Origin of the sequence: Phycicoccus flavus (assembly GCF_004025965.2) — a bacterium.
Lineage (GTDB): Bacteria > Actinomycetota > Actinomycetes > Actinomycetales > Dermatophilaceae > Phycicoccus > Phycicoccus flavus.
In genome coordinates this window covers 22,210-38,107 of sequence record NZ_SAYU02000006.1, presented here as the reverse complement: position 1 = coordinate 38,107, position 15,898 = coordinate 22,210, and the positions used below count along the sequence as shown (strand labels likewise).

The 15,898-nt window shown below is 76.5% G+C and carries 17 protein-coding genes; 11 read left to right on the top strand and 6 right to left on the bottom strand.

Going from position 1 to position 15,898, the window contains the following annotated elements:
- Window positions 1-61: 61 nt before the first annotated feature.
- Together EPD83_RS03265 and trpD are read left to right on the top strand one after the other, a co-directional pair.
- On the top strand, window positions 62-511 hold the full coding sequence (locus EPD83_RS03265) for a response regulator (protein WP_128366945.1): 450 nt from the start codon (window positions 62-64) through the stop codon (window positions 509-511).
- A 5-nt stretch (window positions 512-516) separates the two neighbouring features.
- The gene (gene trpD / locus EPD83_RS03260) at window positions 517-1,587 is read left to right on the top strand and encodes an anthranilate phosphoribosyltransferase (protein WP_205859390.1); all 1,071 of its coding nucleotides are present in this window, start codon (window positions 517-519) and stop codon (window positions 1,585-1,587) included.
- Between the two features lie 114 nt (window positions 1,588-1,701).
- Here the strand turns inward: trpD and EPD83_RS03255 are convergent, their stop codons facing one another.
- Genes EPD83_RS03255 through EPD83_RS03245 form a run of 3 tightly spaced genes read right to left on the bottom strand, consistent with a single transcriptional unit; the run spans window position 1,702 to window position 4,527 of the window.
- Window positions 1,702-1,983 carry an Lrp/AsnC family transcriptional regulator gene (locus tag EPD83_RS03255; RefSeq protein WP_128366944.1) on the bottom strand — a complete coding sequence of 94 codons (282 nt, stop codon included), beginning with the start codon at window positions 1,981-1,983 and terminating at the stop codon, window positions 1,702-1,704.
- A gap of 9 nt (window positions 1,984-1,992) precedes the next feature.
- Entirely contained in the window at window positions 1,993-2,760 is a 768-nt protein-coding gene (locus EPD83_RS03250) for a dienelactone hydrolase family protein (RefSeq protein WP_128366943.1), read from the bottom strand.
- 48 nt (window positions 2,761-2,808) lie between these two features.
- On the bottom strand, window positions 2,809-4,527 hold the full coding sequence (locus EPD83_RS03245; protein WP_128366942.1) for a DEDD exonuclease domain-containing protein: 1,719 nt from the start codon (window positions 4,525-4,527) through the stop codon (window positions 2,809-2,811).
- A gap of 160 nt (window positions 4,528-4,687) precedes the next feature.
- On the opposite strand from EPD83_RS03245, the gene EPD83_RS03240 reads away from it, so the two are divergent.
- Both EPD83_RS03240 and EPD83_RS03235 read left to right on the top strand, forming a co-directional pair.
- Window positions 4,688-4,945 (top strand): hypothetical protein, encoded by a 258-nt coding sequence (locus tag EPD83_RS03240; RefSeq protein ID WP_235950318.1) that lies wholly within the window; start codon window positions 4,688-4,690, stop codon window positions 4,943-4,945.
- A gap of 184 nt (window positions 4,946-5,129) precedes the next feature.
- Window positions 5,130-6,437, top strand: coding sequence for a hypothetical protein (locus EPD83_RS03235; RefSeq protein WP_165566195.1), 1,308 nt, complete (start codon window positions 5,130-5,132; stop codon window positions 6,435-6,437).
- Here the strand turns inward: EPD83_RS03235 and EPD83_RS03230 are convergent.
- The gene (locus EPD83_RS03230) at window positions 6,385-7,791 is read right to left on the bottom strand and encodes a hypothetical protein (protein WP_128366790.1); all 1,407 of its coding nucleotides are present in this window, start codon (window positions 7,789-7,791) and stop codon (window positions 6,385-6,387) included. The genes EPD83_RS03235 and EPD83_RS03230 overlap by 53 nt on opposite strands.
- Window positions 7,784-9,574 carry an AMP-dependent synthetase/ligase gene (locus EPD83_RS03225; protein ID WP_235950317.1) on the bottom strand — a complete coding sequence of 597 codons (1,791 nt, stop codon included), beginning with the start codon at window positions 9,572-9,574 and terminating at the stop codon, window positions 7,784-7,786. Before EPD83_RS03225 ends, EPD83_RS03230 begins: the two co-directional genes overlap by 8 nt.
- Window positions 9,575-9,644: 70 nt before the next feature.
- Here EPD83_RS03225 and EPD83_RS03220 point away from each other — a divergent pair, with 70 nt between their 5' ends.
- The 4 genes from EPD83_RS03220 to EPD83_RS03205 are packed head-to-tail and all read left to right on the top strand — an operon-like array spanning window position 9,645 to window position 12,383.
- Window positions 9,645-10,088, top strand: coding sequence for an SRPBCC family protein (locus EPD83_RS03220; protein ID WP_128366789.1), 444 nt, complete (start codon window positions 9,645-9,647; stop codon window positions 10,086-10,088).
- Window positions 10,085-10,606, top strand: a complete 522-nt coding sequence (locus EPD83_RS03215) for a hypothetical protein (protein ID WP_128366788.1) — start codon at window positions 10,085-10,087, stop codon at window positions 10,604-10,606. Before EPD83_RS03220 ends, EPD83_RS03215 begins: the two co-directional genes overlap by 4 nt.
- Complete coding sequence (locus tag EPD83_RS03210) at window positions 10,599-11,681, top strand: ROK family glucokinase (protein WP_128366787.1); 1,083 nt, start codon at window positions 10,599-10,601, stop codon at window positions 11,679-11,681. The genes EPD83_RS03215 and EPD83_RS03210 overlap by 8 nt, the downstream gene beginning before the upstream one ends.
- A gap of 6 nt (window positions 11,682-11,687) precedes the next feature.
- Entirely contained in the window at window positions 11,688-12,383 is a 696-nt protein-coding gene (locus EPD83_RS03205; protein ID WP_235950316.1) for an endonuclease/exonuclease/phosphatase family protein, read from the top strand.
- A 31-nt stretch (window positions 12,384-12,414) separates the two neighbouring features.
- Here EPD83_RS03205 and EPD83_RS03200 read toward each other — a convergent pair whose 3' ends face one another.
- Window positions 12,415-12,996 carry a hypothetical protein gene (locus tag EPD83_RS03200; protein ID WP_128368160.1) on the bottom strand — a complete coding sequence of 194 codons (582 nt, stop codon included), beginning with the start codon at window positions 12,994-12,996 and terminating at the stop codon, window positions 12,415-12,417.
- Between the two features lie 146 nt (window positions 12,997-13,142).
- Here EPD83_RS03200 and EPD83_RS03195 point away from each other — a divergent pair, with 146 nt between their 5' ends.
- Genes EPD83_RS03195 through EPD83_RS03185 form a run of 3 tightly spaced genes read left to right on the top strand, consistent with a single transcriptional unit; the run spans window position 13,143 to window position 15,846 of the window.
- A complete protein-coding gene (locus tag EPD83_RS03195) occupies window positions 13,143-13,964 on the top strand; it encodes a lysophospholipid acyltransferase family protein (RefSeq protein ID WP_128368161.1) in 822 nt (273 codons plus the stop codon).
- Window positions 13,965-13,972: 8 nt separating this feature from the next.
- Window positions 13,973-15,154: a MacS family sensor histidine kinase gene (gene macS, locus EPD83_RS03190; protein ID WP_165566194.1), complete on the top strand. Its 1,182-nt coding sequence runs from the start codon at window positions 13,973-13,975 to the stop codon at window positions 15,152-15,154.
- On the top strand, window positions 15,151-15,846 hold the full coding sequence (locus EPD83_RS03185) for a response regulator (RefSeq protein WP_128367822.1): 696 nt from the start codon (window positions 15,151-15,153) through the stop codon (window positions 15,844-15,846). The genes macS and EPD83_RS03185 overlap by 4 nt, the downstream gene beginning before the upstream one ends.
- The last annotated feature ends 52 nt before the right edge of the window (window positions 15,847-15,898 follow it).

Below are 15,898 nucleotides of genomic sequence, written 5' to 3'. Positions count from 1 at the left end.
CCGGTCGGGCCGCCGCCCGCCAGGTCGGGGGCGCCGGAGCGCCCTCGCTACGATGCACGTCATGAGCGACACCCACGCCGCAGCGGGCGCCTCCGCCACCTCCGCGACCGACGGCGTCCACCGGGTCCGCGTCCTGCTCTACAGCGACGACATCACGACCCGTGACGCCGTGCGCGCCGCCGCCGGGCGTCGCCCGGACCGGGACGTCGAGATCAGCGGGTGGCACGAGTGCGCCACCGCGGAGGCCGTCATCGAGGCGATGGACGCGGGCGGCGTCGACGTCGTCGTGCTCGACGGCGAGGCCGCGCCGGTCGGGGGGCTCGGACTGTGCCGCCAGCTGAAGAACGAGATCTTCCGCTGCCCGCCGATCCTCGTGCTCACCGGGCGCCCACAGGACGCGTGGCTCGCGGGCTGGTCGCTCGCGGACGACGCCGTCCCGCACCCGCTGGACCCGATCGCGGTGGCCGAGGCGGTCTCCCGCCTCGCCCGCGAGCGGGTCGCCGGCGGCTGAGCGCCGTGCCGAGCCCGGAGGCCGCACCCACCTGGCCCGACCTCATCTCCGCGCTGCTGCGCGGTGAGGACCTGCGGACCGAGGAGGCGGCCTGGGCCATGGACCAGATGATGCGCGGCGAGGCGACGCCCGTGCCGGTCGCCGGCTTCCTCGTCGCCCTGCGGGCCAAGGGCGAGACGGTCGACGAGCTGCGCGGGCTCGCGGACGTCATGCTCGCCCACGCCCACCGCATCGAGGTGCCCGGCCCGAGCATCGACATCGTCGGCACCGGCGGCGACCGCATGCACTCGGTGAACATCTCGACGATGGCCTCGGTCGTCGTCGCGGCCACCGGGCTCACCGTCGTCAAGCACGGCAACCGCGCCGCGTCCTCGTCGTCGGGGTCCGCCGACGTCCTCGAGGCCCTCGGGGTCGACCTCGGCCTCACGCCCGACCGGGTGCAGGCCGCCGCCGGCCGCGCCGGCATCACCTTCTGCTTCGCCGCGGCCTTCCACCCCTCGATGCGGCACGCGGCGCCGGTGCGCAGCGGGCTCGGCATCGGCACGGCCTTCAACGCGCTCGGGCCGCTCACCAACCCCGGCCAGCCGACGTACGCGGCGGTGGGGGTCGCCGACGCGCGCCTCGCCCCGCTCATGGCGGGCGTGTTCGCGGGGCGGGGACGCCCGGCGGCGGTGTTCCGCGGCGACGACGGGCTCGACGAGCTGACCCTGGCGACGACGTCCACCGTGTGGTGGGTCGCGGGCGGCGAGGTCACGACGCTCACCGTCTCCCCGGGCGACGCCGGCCTGGCCGAGGCGCCGGTCGAGGCGCTGCGCGGCGCCGACGCCGCCTTCAACGCCGACGTGGCCCGCCGGGTGTTCGCGGGCGAGGCCGGGCCGGTGCGCGACGCCGTCGTCCTCAACGCCGGGATGGCGCTGGCGGTGGCCGCGGGCCTGGAGGGACCGCCCACCCGCGAGTCCCTCGTCGCCGCGCTGCGCGACGGGGTGCGGCGGGCCGAGGCGGCCCTGGACGACGGGGCGGCGGCCGCCCTGCTGGAGCGCTGGGTGGACGTCACCCGCGAGCTCGCGGCCGGCTGAGCGGGGTCCCGGGGTCCCGGGGTCCTGCGGGCCGCAGGGGTCGGGGCCGGCCGAGGCGGAGGCGGACCGCCGGGCCCCGGACGACGACGGCGCCCTCGGTGGGCGCCGGGGAGGTCAGTCCTCGATGCCGAGGCTGAACGCCGACTCCAGGTCGTGGGAGGAGTAGGTGCGGAACGCGATGTGGGTGTTGGTCCCGGTGACGCCCTCGACCTTGTTGAGCCGGTCGGCGATGACGTCGGCCAGCGCCTCGTGGCGGCGGACCCGGACCATCGCGACGAGGTCGGCGTCCCCCGCCACCGAGTAGACCTCGGTGACCCCGTCGAGGTCGGCGATCTCCTGGGCGACCTCGGGGATCCGGTCGACGTCGGCGGTGATGAGGACGATGGCGGTGATCACGCCGCCAGCCTAGCCAGTGCGCCCGGGGCCGACCCGGCGGGAGAGCAGGTCGTGGAGCACGTCGTAGTGCCGCTCGGCGCCGCGCTCCTGGTACATCGAGGTGTCGGCCATCGTGTAGCCGTGCGGGGCGTCGGGGTAGACCTCGTTGCGGGCGGTGAGGCCCGCCTCGGCGATGGCGACGCCGAGCGTGGCCACGGCCTCCGGCGGCATCGAGCGGTCGCCGTCGGCGTGCCCGAACGCGAGCTCGGCCCGCGCCTTCGCGAGGGCGAGGTGCGGGCTGTCGGCGTCGTCCGTGACGAGCCCGCCGCCGTGGAAGCCCCCGCACGCGGCGACGTCGTCGGGGTGGTCCGCCGCGGCGTAGACGGCGAGCCGGGCGCCCATGCAGTACCCGGTCGTGCCCAGCGGGCCGTCGTCGACGCCCTCGAGCCCGCGCAGGGCGGTGACGTACTCGGCGATGTCGGCCCGGGCCAGGTCCGTGGTGAGGCGGCGGACCCGCGACATGGCCTGCGCCATGACCGCGTCGCGGCCCTCGGGCGTGCGGGCGTCGGCGGTGGGGGCGAGGTCGGCGACGGTGCCCTCGCGGTGGAAGACGTGGGGGGCGAGGACGACGTAGCCCCAGCCGGCGACCCGCTCGCACATGGCGGCGATCTGCGGGCGCAGGCCGATGGCGTCCGTGAAGAGGAGCACGCCGGGACCGTGCCCGGACTCCGGGCGCGAGACGTGCGCCTCGGCGGTGCCGCCGGCGACCGGGAGGGCGAGCAGGTCGAGGTCGGTCATGGTCTCGACGCTACGCCACGGCCCGCGGCCGGCGAGGGGCCCGCGGGGTCAGCGGGTGGCGGCGAAGCCGGCGGTGGCGCGGCGGGAGGCCTCCAGCGGCTCGAGCTCCTCGCGGACGGCGGCCGCGCCCGCGACCGGGCAGGTCCACAGCCCGTCGACGTCGACGACGCGCACCCCCGGGGCCTCGAGCCAGCGCAGGATCTTCTCGCTCTCCTCGGGGTGGGCCGCGGTGGCCGGGGCGCGGGAGGCGGGCACGACCTCGGCGCTGGCGCGCAGCGCCTCGATGTAGGGCATGGGGTCGGCGCCGCGCGGGGAGCTGGTGCTGCCGGCGAGCCGTCCGTGGCGGACGCAGACGACCTCCCAGCCGCCGGTGACCGAGCGCCGGGCGGCGACGAGCTCGGGGATGCGGGCGAGGGGGTCGAGGCGTTGGCTGCGGGTGGCGCCGCGGACGAGGGCGACGAGCCGGTCGCGGACGACCTGGGCGTCCTCGAACCGCTCGACGGCCGACAGGGTGGCCATCCGCTCCTGGAGGGCGTCGAGCAGGTCGCGGGTGCCCCCGGACAGCAGGTCCGCCGCGCGCCCGACGACGACGGCGTAGTCCTCGACGCTCTGGGCGCCGGTGCACGGGGCGCCGCACCGGCCCATCTCGGCGAGGGCGCAGGCCGGCCTCGGGGTCGTGGGGGAGAGCCGGCCGACACACTGGCGCAGGGGCAGCACCTCGTGGACCGCGGCGACGGCGGCCTCGGCGGCGTGCCGTGAGCCGAACGGACCGACGTAGCGCGCGTCGTCGTCGGCGACGGCGCGCACGACGGACAGCCGCGGGAAGGGCTCGACGGTGAGCTTGACCCACAGCGCCTTCTCGGGGTGGCGCGAGCGCCGGTTGTAGCGCGGCTTGTGCTCGGCGATGAGCCGGAGCTCGCGGACCTCGGCCTCGAGGGTCGTCGCGCAGACGACCGGGCTCACGGACTCGGCGAGGCGGACCATCTCGCCCATCCGCCGGCGGTGCTCGGAGGCGGTGAAGTACGAGCGGACGCGGGTGCGGATGGACACCGAGGTGCCGACGTAGAGGACGCGGCCGTGCCCGTCCTTGAACAGGTACACCCCCGGCGCGTCGGGCAGGCCGTCGGCGAGGTGGCGCTTGCGGCGCCGGGCGGGGGAGACCCGGACGGTGTAGTCGAGCAGCTCCTCGAGGGAGTGGACCCCGAGGTTGCCGACCCGCGCGATGAGCCCGTGGAGGACGTCGACGGTGGCGCGGGCGTCGTGCAGCGCCCGGTGGTCGGGGGTGGTGCGGGAGCGGAAGAGGGTGGCCAGGGACGCGAGCCGGTGGTTCGGCACCTCGTCGCGCTTCACGAGCTGGCGGGCGAGGTGGACGGTGTCGAGGACGGGGAAGCCCGGCCACTCGCGCTCGGTGCGGGCGGCCGCGGCCTTGAGGAACGACACGTCGAAGCGGGCGTTGTGCGCGACGAGGACCGCGCCGGAGGCGAACTCGAGGAAGGCGGGCAGGGCGGTGCCGATGCGGGGGGAGTCGGCGACCATGGCGTCGGTGATGCCGGTGAGCACCGAGATGAACGCGGGGATGGGCTCCCCGGGGTTGACGAGGGTCTGGAACTCGCCGAGGACCTCCCCGCCGCGGACCTTGACGGCCCCGATCTCGGTGATGCCGCACTCGGCCGGGCTGCCGCCGGTGGTCTCGAGGTCGACGACGACGAAGGTCGTCGACGACAAGGGGGTGCCCAGGTCGTCGAACGTGCCCTGGACCATCGTCATGTCCGGAACCGTAGGTCGGGGCACCGACAGCCCGTCCGAGGCGCGCGGGGCGAGGGTGACGGGGGTGGCCCTCGGGCCGGCAGGGTGAGCGGCGACGGGGGAGGGGTGTCGGTGGTCGCGTCTAGCGTCGTCCGCGACACCTTGGAAAGGGGTGAGACGCATGACCCGACACGACGTGATGGCGGTCGAGTGCCACACCTGCCCCGTGCGCGAGCTGCACTGCGACGACTGCATGGTGCCGGTGCTGTTGAGCATCGCCGGCAGCCGGACCGAGACCTCGCTCGACCCCCTCGAGCGGGCCGCGGTGACGCGCCTCGTCCGCGCGGGGCTCGTCGACGCCGCGACGGCGTCGGCGGCCAGGGCGCGGCTCGACCCGGAGGAGGCGGGGCGGACCGGCCACGGGCGCGCGGTGGGCTGACGGCCGCCCGGGGACGCCGGGGCGGGGACGCGCCGCACGACGAGGGCGGTGCCGACCACGAACCTACGATGAGACGGTGCCGTCCACCCTCCGTCGTCGACGACCGGTGACCCGGCGGCCGGGGGGAGGAGCGGGTCGGGCGACGGGCGCCGGGGGGCGCGGTCGTGCGCTGGTGGCGTCCGGCGTGGTGGGGATCGTCCTGCTGACCGCCGGCTGCTCCGGGGACGGCGCCACCGAGGCGAGCGGTCCGGGCTCGGGGACGGCGACCGCCTCGTCGGCGGACCCGCAGCCGCCGGGGACCTCGACGGCGTCGGCGGTGCCGCCCGGGGACGGTGGCGTGCCGCCCGGGGCGGGCGAGGACCCCGCGGCGCTGGCCACCGCGGTCGAGGACCTGCTGTCGGCGCGGGAGGCGGCCCTGCGCGCGGGGGACCGGGCGGCCTTCGCCGCCACCGTGGCCGCGCCGGACGAGCCGGACGGGGAGCGGCAGCTGCGCGCGTTCCGGGCGGCCCGCGCGCTGGGCGCGACGCCCCTGGGCCACGACGCCGTCGCCCCGGTCACCGACGCCGCGGCCGTCGACGTCCGGGTGCGCTACCGCGTGCGGGGAGTGGACCGGGCCGACCGCACGAGCACCGTCCGCTACGCCGTCACCCGCACGGCGGCCGGCTGGCGGGTGGCCTCGGAGCGCCCCACCGGAGCGGACGCCGCACCCGCCTGGCTCGCGATGCCCGGCCTCGTCGTGCGCCGCAGCGACCACGCCGTCGTCGCCGGCACGGCCGGGCCGGGCCCCCTGCGCGCGTCGGCGCGCACCGTCGATACGGTCCTGCCCGCCCTGTCCGGCCACTGGTCCGGCACCCCGCGCCGCACCCTCGTCCTCGTGCCCCGGACCGCCGCCGAGGCCGAGGCCCTGCGCGGCAGCCCCGCCCCGGGGACCGGTGAGGTCGCCGCCACCACCGACGGGCCGACGGACGCCGCGGGCCGCGCCACCGGGGACCGCGTCGTCCTCGACCCCGCCGCTCGCGGGCGCCTGACCCCGACCGGACGCGACGTCGTCCTCGCCCACGAGCTGGCGCACGTCGCCGTCCGCGCCACCGTGCCGGGCGGCCCGCCGACGTGGCTCTCCGAGGGCTACGCCGACCACGTCGGCTACGCCCGGGCCGGGCTGCCGCAGCGCGCGCTCGCCGCGCCGCTGCTCGCGGCCGTCCGCTCCGGCGACGCCCCGACGGCGTTGCCGGGCGCGGCCGACCTCGACCCCGCGACGTCGGACGTCTCGCTCGTCTACCTGGCCTCGTGGCAGGCGGCCGAGACCGTCGTCGGCCTCCGCGGGGAAGCCGGTCTGCGTGCGCTGGTCCGCGCCTGCGCCGACCGGCGCGGTGAGCAGGCCGCCGAGCGGACCTGCACCGCGGCCCTGCCCCGTGTCCTGCGGGTCGACCGTGACGGCCTCACCCGACGCTGGCAGGCGCGGCTGCAGCGGCTCGCGGGGACCGCGGGCTGACGGCGTCGGCGGCCAGCGACGCCGCGACGAGCACCGCCACGAGCCAGAACTGGTTGTAGAAGGCCTGCTTGTTGACGAGGTTGACCACCGCGAGCACGAGCGCCATCCAGCGCAGCACCTCGCCGACGTCGGGCCGGCGCCGCCGCACCGCCCACACGGCCGCGCCCACCGCGAGGAGCATGGCCAGGCCGGTGACGACGAACGGCAGCTCGACGCCGTGCCGGTCGAGGAAGTACAGGTACCAGGTGTTCGCGAAGCGGATGGGGTGGAAGGTCAGCAGCGTCGTCACGGTGTCGTCGACGAACGCCGCGGGGTCGGCGACCAGCCACGGCGAGACGAGCACGCCGGCCGCCGCGCCCGTCACCAGCGTCCGCCGCCACCCGAAGGCCGGCCAGACCAGGAGCAGCGGCGCGAGCAGCGCCAGGTGCTGCTTGCTGGCGCACGCCAGCGCCAGCGGCACGACGGCCCACCAGGCGTGCCCGCGGCGGACCAGCACCGCCCACCACACGAGCAGCGCGGCGAGGACCGGCTCGGTCCAGGCCTGGTCGACCTGGGTCAGGGTGCCGGGGGCGAGGACCACGAGCGCGACGAGGGTGGCGCCGCGCACCGGGTCACCGCCCCGCCCGCCCGCGAGGGCCCAGAGACCCGCGAGCAGCACGAGGGTCCACACGGCGAGCATCCAGCGCACGTCCCCCGCGACCCAGCGGCCGGGTGCGGTGAGCACCGCCATCCAGGGCAGGTAGGTGAAGTGGTCCTGCACGCCGGGGGAGTCCGACCACTGCGCGGTGTAGATGTTGCCGAGCCGGGCCGTGACGTCGGCGCCCTGCTGGAGGATCACCCAGACGTCGATGCGCGGGGCGGGGTCGGCGCGCACGACCACCGCGGCGAGGACGGCGTGCACCGCCCCGGCGAGCAGCGCCGCCGTGCCGGCCATCGGCCGGGGCAGCGCCAGCAGCACCGCGCAGCCCAGCGCGCCGGCGGCGAGGACGGCGAGCGCCGCACGCTCGGCGCCGTCCGGGAGGTAGGAGAACAGCGGGACCGCGAGGGTGACGGCCACCGACCCCGCGATCACGGCCGGCCCGAACCACCGGGGCAGCCGGAGCACGGTGCGCCGCCACAGCCAGACGCCGAGCAGCAGCGTGCCGGCGGTGAGGACGAGGACGATCTGCACCCGGAACCGGGGCACGCTCCACTGCGCGACCCCGAACCAGGCCAGCCAGGTCAGGGCCAGCAGGACCGGACCGAGCAGCCCCCGCGCCGTCGTCGTGCCCTCGCCGTCGCCGGGACGGACCCGCCCGTCGGCGCCCGCCGCGTCGCCGGCGACGGCCGTGGGACCGGCCGCGGGGTCAGCCACCGTAGAGGGCGTCGACCTCGTCGCCGAAGTCGCGCATCACGACGCCGCGCTTGAGCTTCAGCGACGGGGTGAGGTGCCCGGACTCCTCGGTGAAGTCGGTGTCGAGGATCGCGAACTTACGGATGGACTCCGCCTTGGACACCGCGGTGTTCGCGTCGTCGACCGCCCGCTGGATCTCCTCGCGGACCCGGTCGTCCGAGGCCGCCTTGGAGAAGGGCAGGTCGTCCAGGCCGTTGTTCTGCGCCCACGTCGGGTACATGTCGGCGTCGAGGGTCACCAGGGCGGCGATGAACGGCTTGCCGTCGCCGACGACGATGCACTGGCTGACCAGCGGGTGGGCCCGCAGCCGGTCCTCGAGGACCGCGGGGGCGACGTTCTTGCCGCCGGCCGTCACGAGGATCTCCTTCTTGCGGCCGGTGATCTTCAGGTACTCGCCGTCGACGAGCTCGCCGAGGTCGCCGGTGCGGAACCACCCGTCCTGCAGGGCCTCGGTGCTCGCCTCGTCGTTGCCGCGGTAGGCGCGGAAGACGCCGATGCCGCGGATCTGGATCTCGCCGTCGTCGGCGATCCGCAGGTCGGTGCCCGGCAGCGCCTTGCCCACGGTGCCGACGCGCATGTCGTCGGGCCGGTTGACCGTCGCCGGCGCCGTGGTCTCGGTGAGGCCGTAGCCCTCCAGGATCGAGACCCCGATGCCGCGGAAGAAGTGGCCGAGCCGGGTGCCGAGCGGCGCCCCGCCGGACACGGCGTACTCGACGCGACCGCCCATGGCCTCGCGCAGGCGGGTGTAGACGAGCTTGTCGAAGACGGCGTGCCGGACCCGCAGGCCGAGCGGCACCGTGCCGGCGTCGAGGGCCTCGGACCAGGCGATGGCGGTGGCCGCCCCGCCGGCGAAGATCTTGCCCTTGCCGCCGGCCTCGGCCTTCTGCTCGGCGGAGTTGTAGATCTTCTCGAAGACTCGGGGCACGGCGAGGACGAAGGTCGGCTTGAACGCGGTGAAGTCGTCCATGAGCGCCTTGAGGTCCGAGGAGTGCCCCATCCGGACCCCGGAGGAGACGGCGAGCACCTCGACGAAGCGTGCGAAGACGTGCGCGAGGGGGAGGAAGAGGAGGGTCGCCGCCCCGTCGCGCTTGACGACGGGCGCGATCTCCTCGGCGGTGTTCTCGGCGAGGGTGAGGAAGTTGCCGTGGGTGAGCTCGACGCCCTTGGGCCGTCCGGTCGTCCCCGAGGTGTAGATGACGGTGGCGAGGCTGTCGCGGTCGAGATCCGCCCGCCGCGCGGCGAGCTCGTCGTCGCCGACGTCGTCCCCGTCGCGGCTCAGGGTGGCGACGTCGCCGTGGTCCAGGCACCACACGTGCGACAGGTGCTCGACCCGTCCGCGCACGGACTCGACCGAACGCAGGTGCGCCTCGGTCTCGACGAGGACGCCGACGGCCCCGGAGTCGGAGAGGATCCACTCGACCTGGTCGGCCGAGGAGGTTTCGTAGATCGGCACGGGCACCGCACCGGCGGACCACAGCGCGAAGTCGGCCAGGGTCCACTCGTAGCGGGTGCAGCTCATGATGCCGACGACGTCGCCGACCTCGATGCCGGCGGCGATGAACCCCTTGGCCAGCGCCGCGACCTCGGCGGCGAAGGTTGCGGAGGTCACCGAGGTCCAGCCCTGCTCGGAGCGGACCGAGAACGCCACCCGGCCGGGATCGTCGGCGGCGAGCCGCCCCGGCAGGTCGCCGAGGCTCCCCTCGCGCGTCTCGGGCAGGACGAGGGGGGTCGACGTCTCGTGCACCGTCGGGCTCCTTCGGACGCGGGGGCGGGCCCTCAACTCTAGGCCCCAGGCGGCGGGTAGCCTGCGGGCCATGGCCGACCGCACGCGCTCCTCCGTCGACATCGCCGCGGCACCCGGCGAGGTGCTCGACGTCATCGCCGACTTCGAGACCTACCCGCAGTGGGCCGAGCAGGTCAAGGAGTGCCGGGTCCTCAGCGAGGACGGCGACGGCTGGGCCGACCAGGTCGAGTTCGTCCTCGACGCCGGCGCCATCAAGGACCGCTACGTCCTGGAGTACGACTGGAACGTCGGCGAGGACGGCACCGGCGTCATCTCGTGGCACCTCGTGCGGGCCGACCTGCTCAAGGGTCTCACCGGCAGCTACACCCTCGAGAGCGTCGGCGAGGGCACCCGGGTCACCTACGACCTCGAGGTCGACCTCACGATGCCGATGATCGGGATGCTCAAGCGCAAGGCCGAGAAGCACATCATCAGCACCGCGCTCACGGAGCTGAAGAAGCGCGTCGAGGGGTGAGCGCGGGGATGACCGCGCAGCGCTGGTCCGACGACGTGGGGAGCGTCGCCGAGGAGGCCGGACGGCTGCTGGAGAGTCTGCGCCGCGCCGGGTCCGACGCCGCCGAGGCCGCGGCCGCGCGCGGACCGGCGGCCGGCGACCCCCCGGCCGCGGGGGAGGCCTCGGCCGAGGACCGGGGGTCGTCCTGGTCCGCGGCCACCGGCGGCGAGGAGCCGGGACCGGCCGGCGCCGGGTCCGGGTTCACCTGCGAGGACCCGGTGTGCCAGTGGTGCCCGGTGTGCCGCGCCTCGGCCTTCGTGCGCCGCCTCAGCCCCGAGACCCTGAGCGGGCTCGCCGAGCTCGCGGGCTTCGCGGCCACCGTCCTCGGCGACCTCGCGAGCGCCCGCGCCCGTGACGCCGCCGCCCGGGGCGAGCCCACCGCACCGGACGGCCACCCGTCCGCGCCGGACGACTCCGCCGCGGGCCCCGCGCCGGACGGCGACGCCGCGGACGAGCACCCGGAGGGCCGTCGTGGCTGACGGTCCGCTCGCCATCGGCGTCGACATCGGCGGCACCAAGGTCGCGGCCGGGCTCGTCGACGCCACGGGCGCGGTGCTGGCCCGCGCCCGCCGGGTCACGCCGGACCGCTCGAAGAGCCCGCGGGTCGTCGAGGACACGATCGTCTCCGCCGTCGAGGAGCTGCTGGCGTCCTCGGCCGACGTCGTCGCCGTCGGGATCGGCGCCGCCGGGTTCGTCGCCGCCGACCGCGCCACGGTCGTCTTCGCGCCGCACCTGTCCTGGCGCAACGAACCGCTGCGCGAGGCGCTCGGGTCGCGGCTGGACCTGCCGATCTTCGTCGACAACGACGCCAACGCCGCCGCCTGGGCGGAGTACCGGTTCGGGGCCGGCCGCGGCGAGAGCTCGCTGGTCCTGGTCAACCTCGGCACCGGCATCGGCGGCGGCATCGTCCTCGACGGCCGGGTGCTGCGCGGCCGGTTCGGCATCGCGGGCGAGTTCGGGCACATGCGCGTCGTGCCGGACGGGATCCGCTGCGAGTGCGGCAACCGCGGGTGCTGGGAGCAGTACGCCTCCGGCAACGCGCTGGTCCGTGAGGCCCGGCTGCTCATGTCCGCCGGCAGCCCCGTCGTCTCCGACCTCTTCGAGCGGGTCGGCGGCGACCCCGGCGAGCTCACCGGACCGCTGGTCACCGAGGCCGCCCGCGACGGCGACCCCCTGGCCCGCGAGCTCCTCGCCGAGATCGGGCGTTGGCTCGGCGTCGGCATCGCCGACCTCGCCGCCGCCCTCGACCCCGGCACCTTCGTCATCGGCGGGGGCGTGAGCGCCGCCGGCGAGCTGCTCCTCGCGCCCGCCCGGGACGCCTACCGCCGCCAGCTCACCGGCCGCGGCTACCGGCCCGAGGCGCGGGTCGTCGCGGCCGAGCTCGGGAACGAGGCCGGTCTCGTCGGGGCCGCCGACCTCGCCCGGGTGGGTGCCGCGGCCCTGGCCTGGGCCGAGGCGGGCGACCCCGCGGAGCGGGGGCACCGCCCGGCGGACGGGGCCGACGACGTCCCGCCCGGGGACGCCGCCCCCGTCGTCGCGCCCGGCTCCGGCTGACCCGACGTGGGCGGCGCCACGACGGTGCGGGTCGCGACGTACAACACCCGCGACTTCCTCGACGACCACCGCCTCGCGGCCCGGATCGTGCGGGCCGTCGACCCCGACGTGCTGTGCCTCCAGGAGGTGCCCCGCCGCCTCGGTGCACCGCTGCGGCTGCGCCGCTTCGCCGCCGCCTGCGGCCTGCGCCGGTGCGGACCGCACCGCGGGAGCGGCGGGACGACCGTGCTGCTCTCGCCGCGGGTCACCCTCGTGGCGGGCTCGCACCACCGCCTGCCGGTGCGCTGGCCCGACCGCACGCGCGGGTGGGCGCGGGCGCGGGTGCGGCTGGCCGACGGCACCGAGCTGACCGCCGTGTCCGTGCACCTCGGGCTCAAGGCGCCGGAGCGGGTCCGGCACGCGAGGTCGGTCCTCGCCGCGCTCGACGGGACCGCGCCGCTCGTGCTCGCGGGCGACCTCAACGAGGGCGAGGACGGCGACGCCTTCCGGCTGCTCACCGGGGCCGGCGGTCTGCGGGTCGCTGGGCCCGCCGGCCCGACCTACCCGGCCCGTGCCCCGCGCCGGCGGCTGGACGTGCTGCTCGCCTCGCCGGACCTCGTGCCCGCCCCGACGCGCGCGGTGTCGGTACCTGAGGGGGTGTGGGCCCGCGCCAGCGACCACCGGGCGGCCTGGGTCGACCTCGAGGTGCCCCGGCCGAGGTGAGCCCGGCGACGACCTGGACCGGCGGGTCGGGTCAGACCCGGGCGCCGTCGTCGTCGCCGTCGCGGTTCGACGGGCTGCGCAGCACGAGCAGGGCGAACCCGACGAGGCTCAGGGCGAGGCCGGCGAGGAACCACCGGGTGCTGTGGAACGGGCGGGCCATCGCGACGTAGACGAGGCACAGCGGCCCGGCGACGAGCCCGAGGACCGCGCCCCAGAAGTGCAGGTCCTCCTGCGGCGGCAGCTGCACCGACGGCGGCTCGAAGTGCTCGTCGTCGTCGGGGCCCGGCGCGACGACGGGCGGGGCGTCGGGGTCCGGCGGCTGGACGACCCGCCACGACGAGGCGTGGACGCCGGTGATGGGCGAGGGGTTGACGACGGGACGCCGCGGCGGGGGCTCGGCGGCGGGGGGCTCGGGGTCCTCGGCCCGCGGCGTGTCCTCGCGCGGCGCGGGTCCGGCGGCGTCGGACGGCGCGTCCGGGCGGGGGCGGGGGTCGGGTCGGGCGGGGGTGCCCGGGGCGGACGTCGCGTCGTCGGCGACGTCCCAGCGCGCGACGATGGAGGCGAAGCGCTCGTCGACGTCGCGCTCGTCCATCTCACCGGGGCGGTCGTTCACGGGTGCCCCTCCTCCTGCTCGGTCCTCCCGCAGATCTTCGCACGCCCGGCGGGGAGGAACGGTCGCGGGCGTGCGTTCTCGTGCCACCTCGCCGTCCACGGCCGGTGCACTAGGCTGCCGAGGACACGCGCAGAAGGGTGGTCCGGTTGTTCTACTGGTTCCTGAAGACGGTCGTCCTCGGGCCGGTCCTCCGCCTCCTCTTCCGACCGTGGGTCGAGGGCGCCGAGCACATCCCGGAGTCCGGCGCGGCGATCTTCGCGAGCAACCACCTCTCGTTCTCGGACTCGATCTTCCTGCCGCTGCTCGTGCCGCGGCGGATGACCTTCCTCGCGAAGTCCGACTACTTCACCGGCGTCGGCCTCAAGGGCCGGCTCACGGCGGCGTTCTTCAAGGGCGTCGGGCAGCTGCCCATCGACCGCTCCGGCGGGCGGGCCAGCGAGGCCGCGCTCGGCTCCGGGCTCAAGGTCCTCACCCGCGGCGACATCCTCGGCCTCTACCCCGAGGGCACCCGCAGCCCCGACGGCCGCCTCTACAAGGGCCGCACCGGGGTCGCGCGGATGGCGCTCGAGGCCGGCGTCCCCGTCATCCCGGTCGCGATGATCAACACCGACAAGGCCCAGCCCACCGGCACGAAGGTCCCCAAGCTCGTCCGCATCGGGGTGCGCATCGGCCGCCCCCTGGACTTCTCGCGGTACGAGGGGATGGAGGGCGACCGGTTCGTCCTGCGCTCGGTCACCGACGAGATCATGTACTCGCTCATGGAGCTCTCCGGCCAGGAGTACGTCGACATGTACGCGACGGCGATGAAGGACCGGATCGCCCGCGAGAAGAAGATTAAGGCCAAGGAGGCCGCCGAGGCCGCCGCCCCCGGCCGCGCGGTCGGCGAGCTCGAGGACACCCTCGACCACCAGGGCCTGCGCGACGACGACGCCGGCGAGGACGACGGCCGGCAGCGGCGCGCGAGCTGAGCGTTCCCGTGGGGGTCCTGGGGCCGCGCTCGTCCCGCACCGGGCGCCGTGAGCCGGTCGTCGTCGAGGCGTTCCACCGCGGCCTCGACGTCTTCCGCCCGCTCGCCGTCCTCTACGCGGCGGTGCTCGCCTGGCAGCGGCACGAGGACATGGTCCGGCCGTGGGTCGCCGGCGTCGCGCTCGGGATGATGCTCGCCTGGTCCCTCGCGCTGCTGTCCTACCGCCGGCGGGGCCGGGCGGTCGTCGTCACCGAGGTCGGCATCGCCGTCGCCGCCGTCCTCGCGACGCCGCTGGCCGACGGGGCGGCCGCCGTCGCCGCCGGGCAGTTCACCCTCCCGACGGTGTGGGCGGCGGGCTCGGTCGTCGGCACCGCCGTGACGGTCGGGGCCCGCGGCGGGCTGCTGGCCGCCGCCGCCGTCGCCGTCGCCGACCTCGTCGAGATCGCCGGGCGGCCGACGCAGTCGACCATCCACAACATCGTCATCCTCGTCCTCCTCGGCAGCCTCATCGGCCTGGCCGTCGACCTCGCCCGCTCCGGGCAGGCCCGCGAGGAGCAGGTGCTCCTGGAACGGGAGCGGCTGCGCGAGCGGGAGCGGATCGCCCGGGTCGTCCACGACGGGGTCCTGCAGTCGCTGGCCTACATCCACCGTCGCGGCAGCGACCTCGGGGGAGAGGCGGCCGAGCTCGGCGGGCTCGCGGCCGACCAGGAGCGGGCGCTGCGCCGGTTCGTGTCCGGGGCGGGGGCGCCCGGCGGCGGGGTCGCCGACCTGCACGGCGCCGAGGGGGCCGAGACCGATCTGCGGCTCGTCGTCAGCGCCGTCGAGCGGCCGGGGGTGTCGGTGGCGGTGCCCGCCGACCCGCTCGCCGTCGACCCCCAGGTGGCGCGCGAGCTGGCAGCGGTCCTCGCGGCGGTGCTCGACAACGTCGACCGGCACGCCGGCGACGGCGCCCGCGCCTGGGTGCTGCTCGAGGGCGACGCCGAGGGCGTCGAGCTCACCGTCCGCGACGACGGCGCCGGCGCCGACCTCGCCGAGCTGCACGCCGCCGCGGCGCGTGGGCGGATGGGCGTCAGCGGGTCGATCCGCGGCCGGGTCGAGGACCTCGGCGGTTCGGCCACGTGGACCACCCGTCCCGGGGCAGGATGCACGGTGCGCATCGTCGTGCCCCGCCGCCCCGAGGAGCAGAGATGACCGACCTCGCCGAGGACACCGCCTCCCCGAGCGTGCTCGTCGCGGACGACCACCCGCTGTGGCTCGCCGCCCTGGAGCGCGACCTCACCTCGCGCGGCGTCCGGGTCGTCGGCACGGCGGCCGACGGACCGGCGGCGGTGCGCCGGACCCGGGCGACCCGCCCCGACGTCCTCGTCCTCGACCTCAACCTGCCCGGCCTGCGCGGCGACGAGGTGTGCCGCGCGCTCGGCGACCTCGAGACCCGCGTCCTCATCCTCTCGGCCAGTGGCGAGCAGCAGGACGTCCTCGACGCCATCAAGGCCGGGGCCACCGGGTACCTCGTGAAGTCCGCCGCGCCGGCCGAGATCCTCGCCGCCGTCCACGCGACCGCCCGCGGCGAGGCCGTGTACACCCCGGGGCTCGCGGGGCTCGTCCTCGGCGAGTTCCGGCGGCTGCGCTCGGCCGGGTCCGACCCCGCCGCCGACCGCGACCCCGAGCGCCCCATCCCGCAGCTCACCGCGCGCGAGACCGAGGTGCTGCGGCTCGTCGCCACCGGGCTCGGCAGCAAGGAGATCGCCGCCCAGCTCGGGCTGTCGCACCGGACCGTGCAGAACCACGTGCAGAACACCCTCGGCAAGCTGCACCTGCACAACCGGGTCGAGCTCGTCCGCTTCGCCCTGGCCCACGGCCTCGAGGACGACGACCCGGCCTGACGCGTGGCGCCGGGGTCCGTGATCCGGGCCGGACCGGTGGCCGCCGTCCACC

Coding starts and splice junctions, on each gene's coding strand:
- EPD83_RS03245 (WP_128366942.1), bottom strand. CDS start 4,527: ATGACGATGGTCCAGGGCACGTTCGACGACCTGGGCACCCCCTTGTCG.
- EPD83_RS03265 (WP_128366945.1), top strand. CDS start 62: ATGAGCGACACCCACGCCGCAGCGGGCGCCTCCGCCACCTCCGCGACC.
- EPD83_RS03185 (WP_128367822.1), top strand. CDS start 15,151: ATGACCGACCTCGCCGAGGACACCGCCTCCCCGAGCGTGCTCGTCGCG.
- EPD83_RS03250 (WP_128366943.1), bottom strand. CDS start 2,760: ATGACCGACCTCGACCTGCTCGCCCTCCCGGTCGCCGGCGGCACCGCC.
- EPD83_RS03240 (WP_235950318.1), top strand. CDS start 4,688: ATGACCCGACACGACGTGATGGCGGTCGAGTGCCACACCTGCCCCGTG.
- EPD83_RS03220 (WP_128366789.1), top strand. CDS start 9,645: ATGGCCGACCGCACGCGCTCCTCCGTCGACATCGCCGCGGCACCCGGC.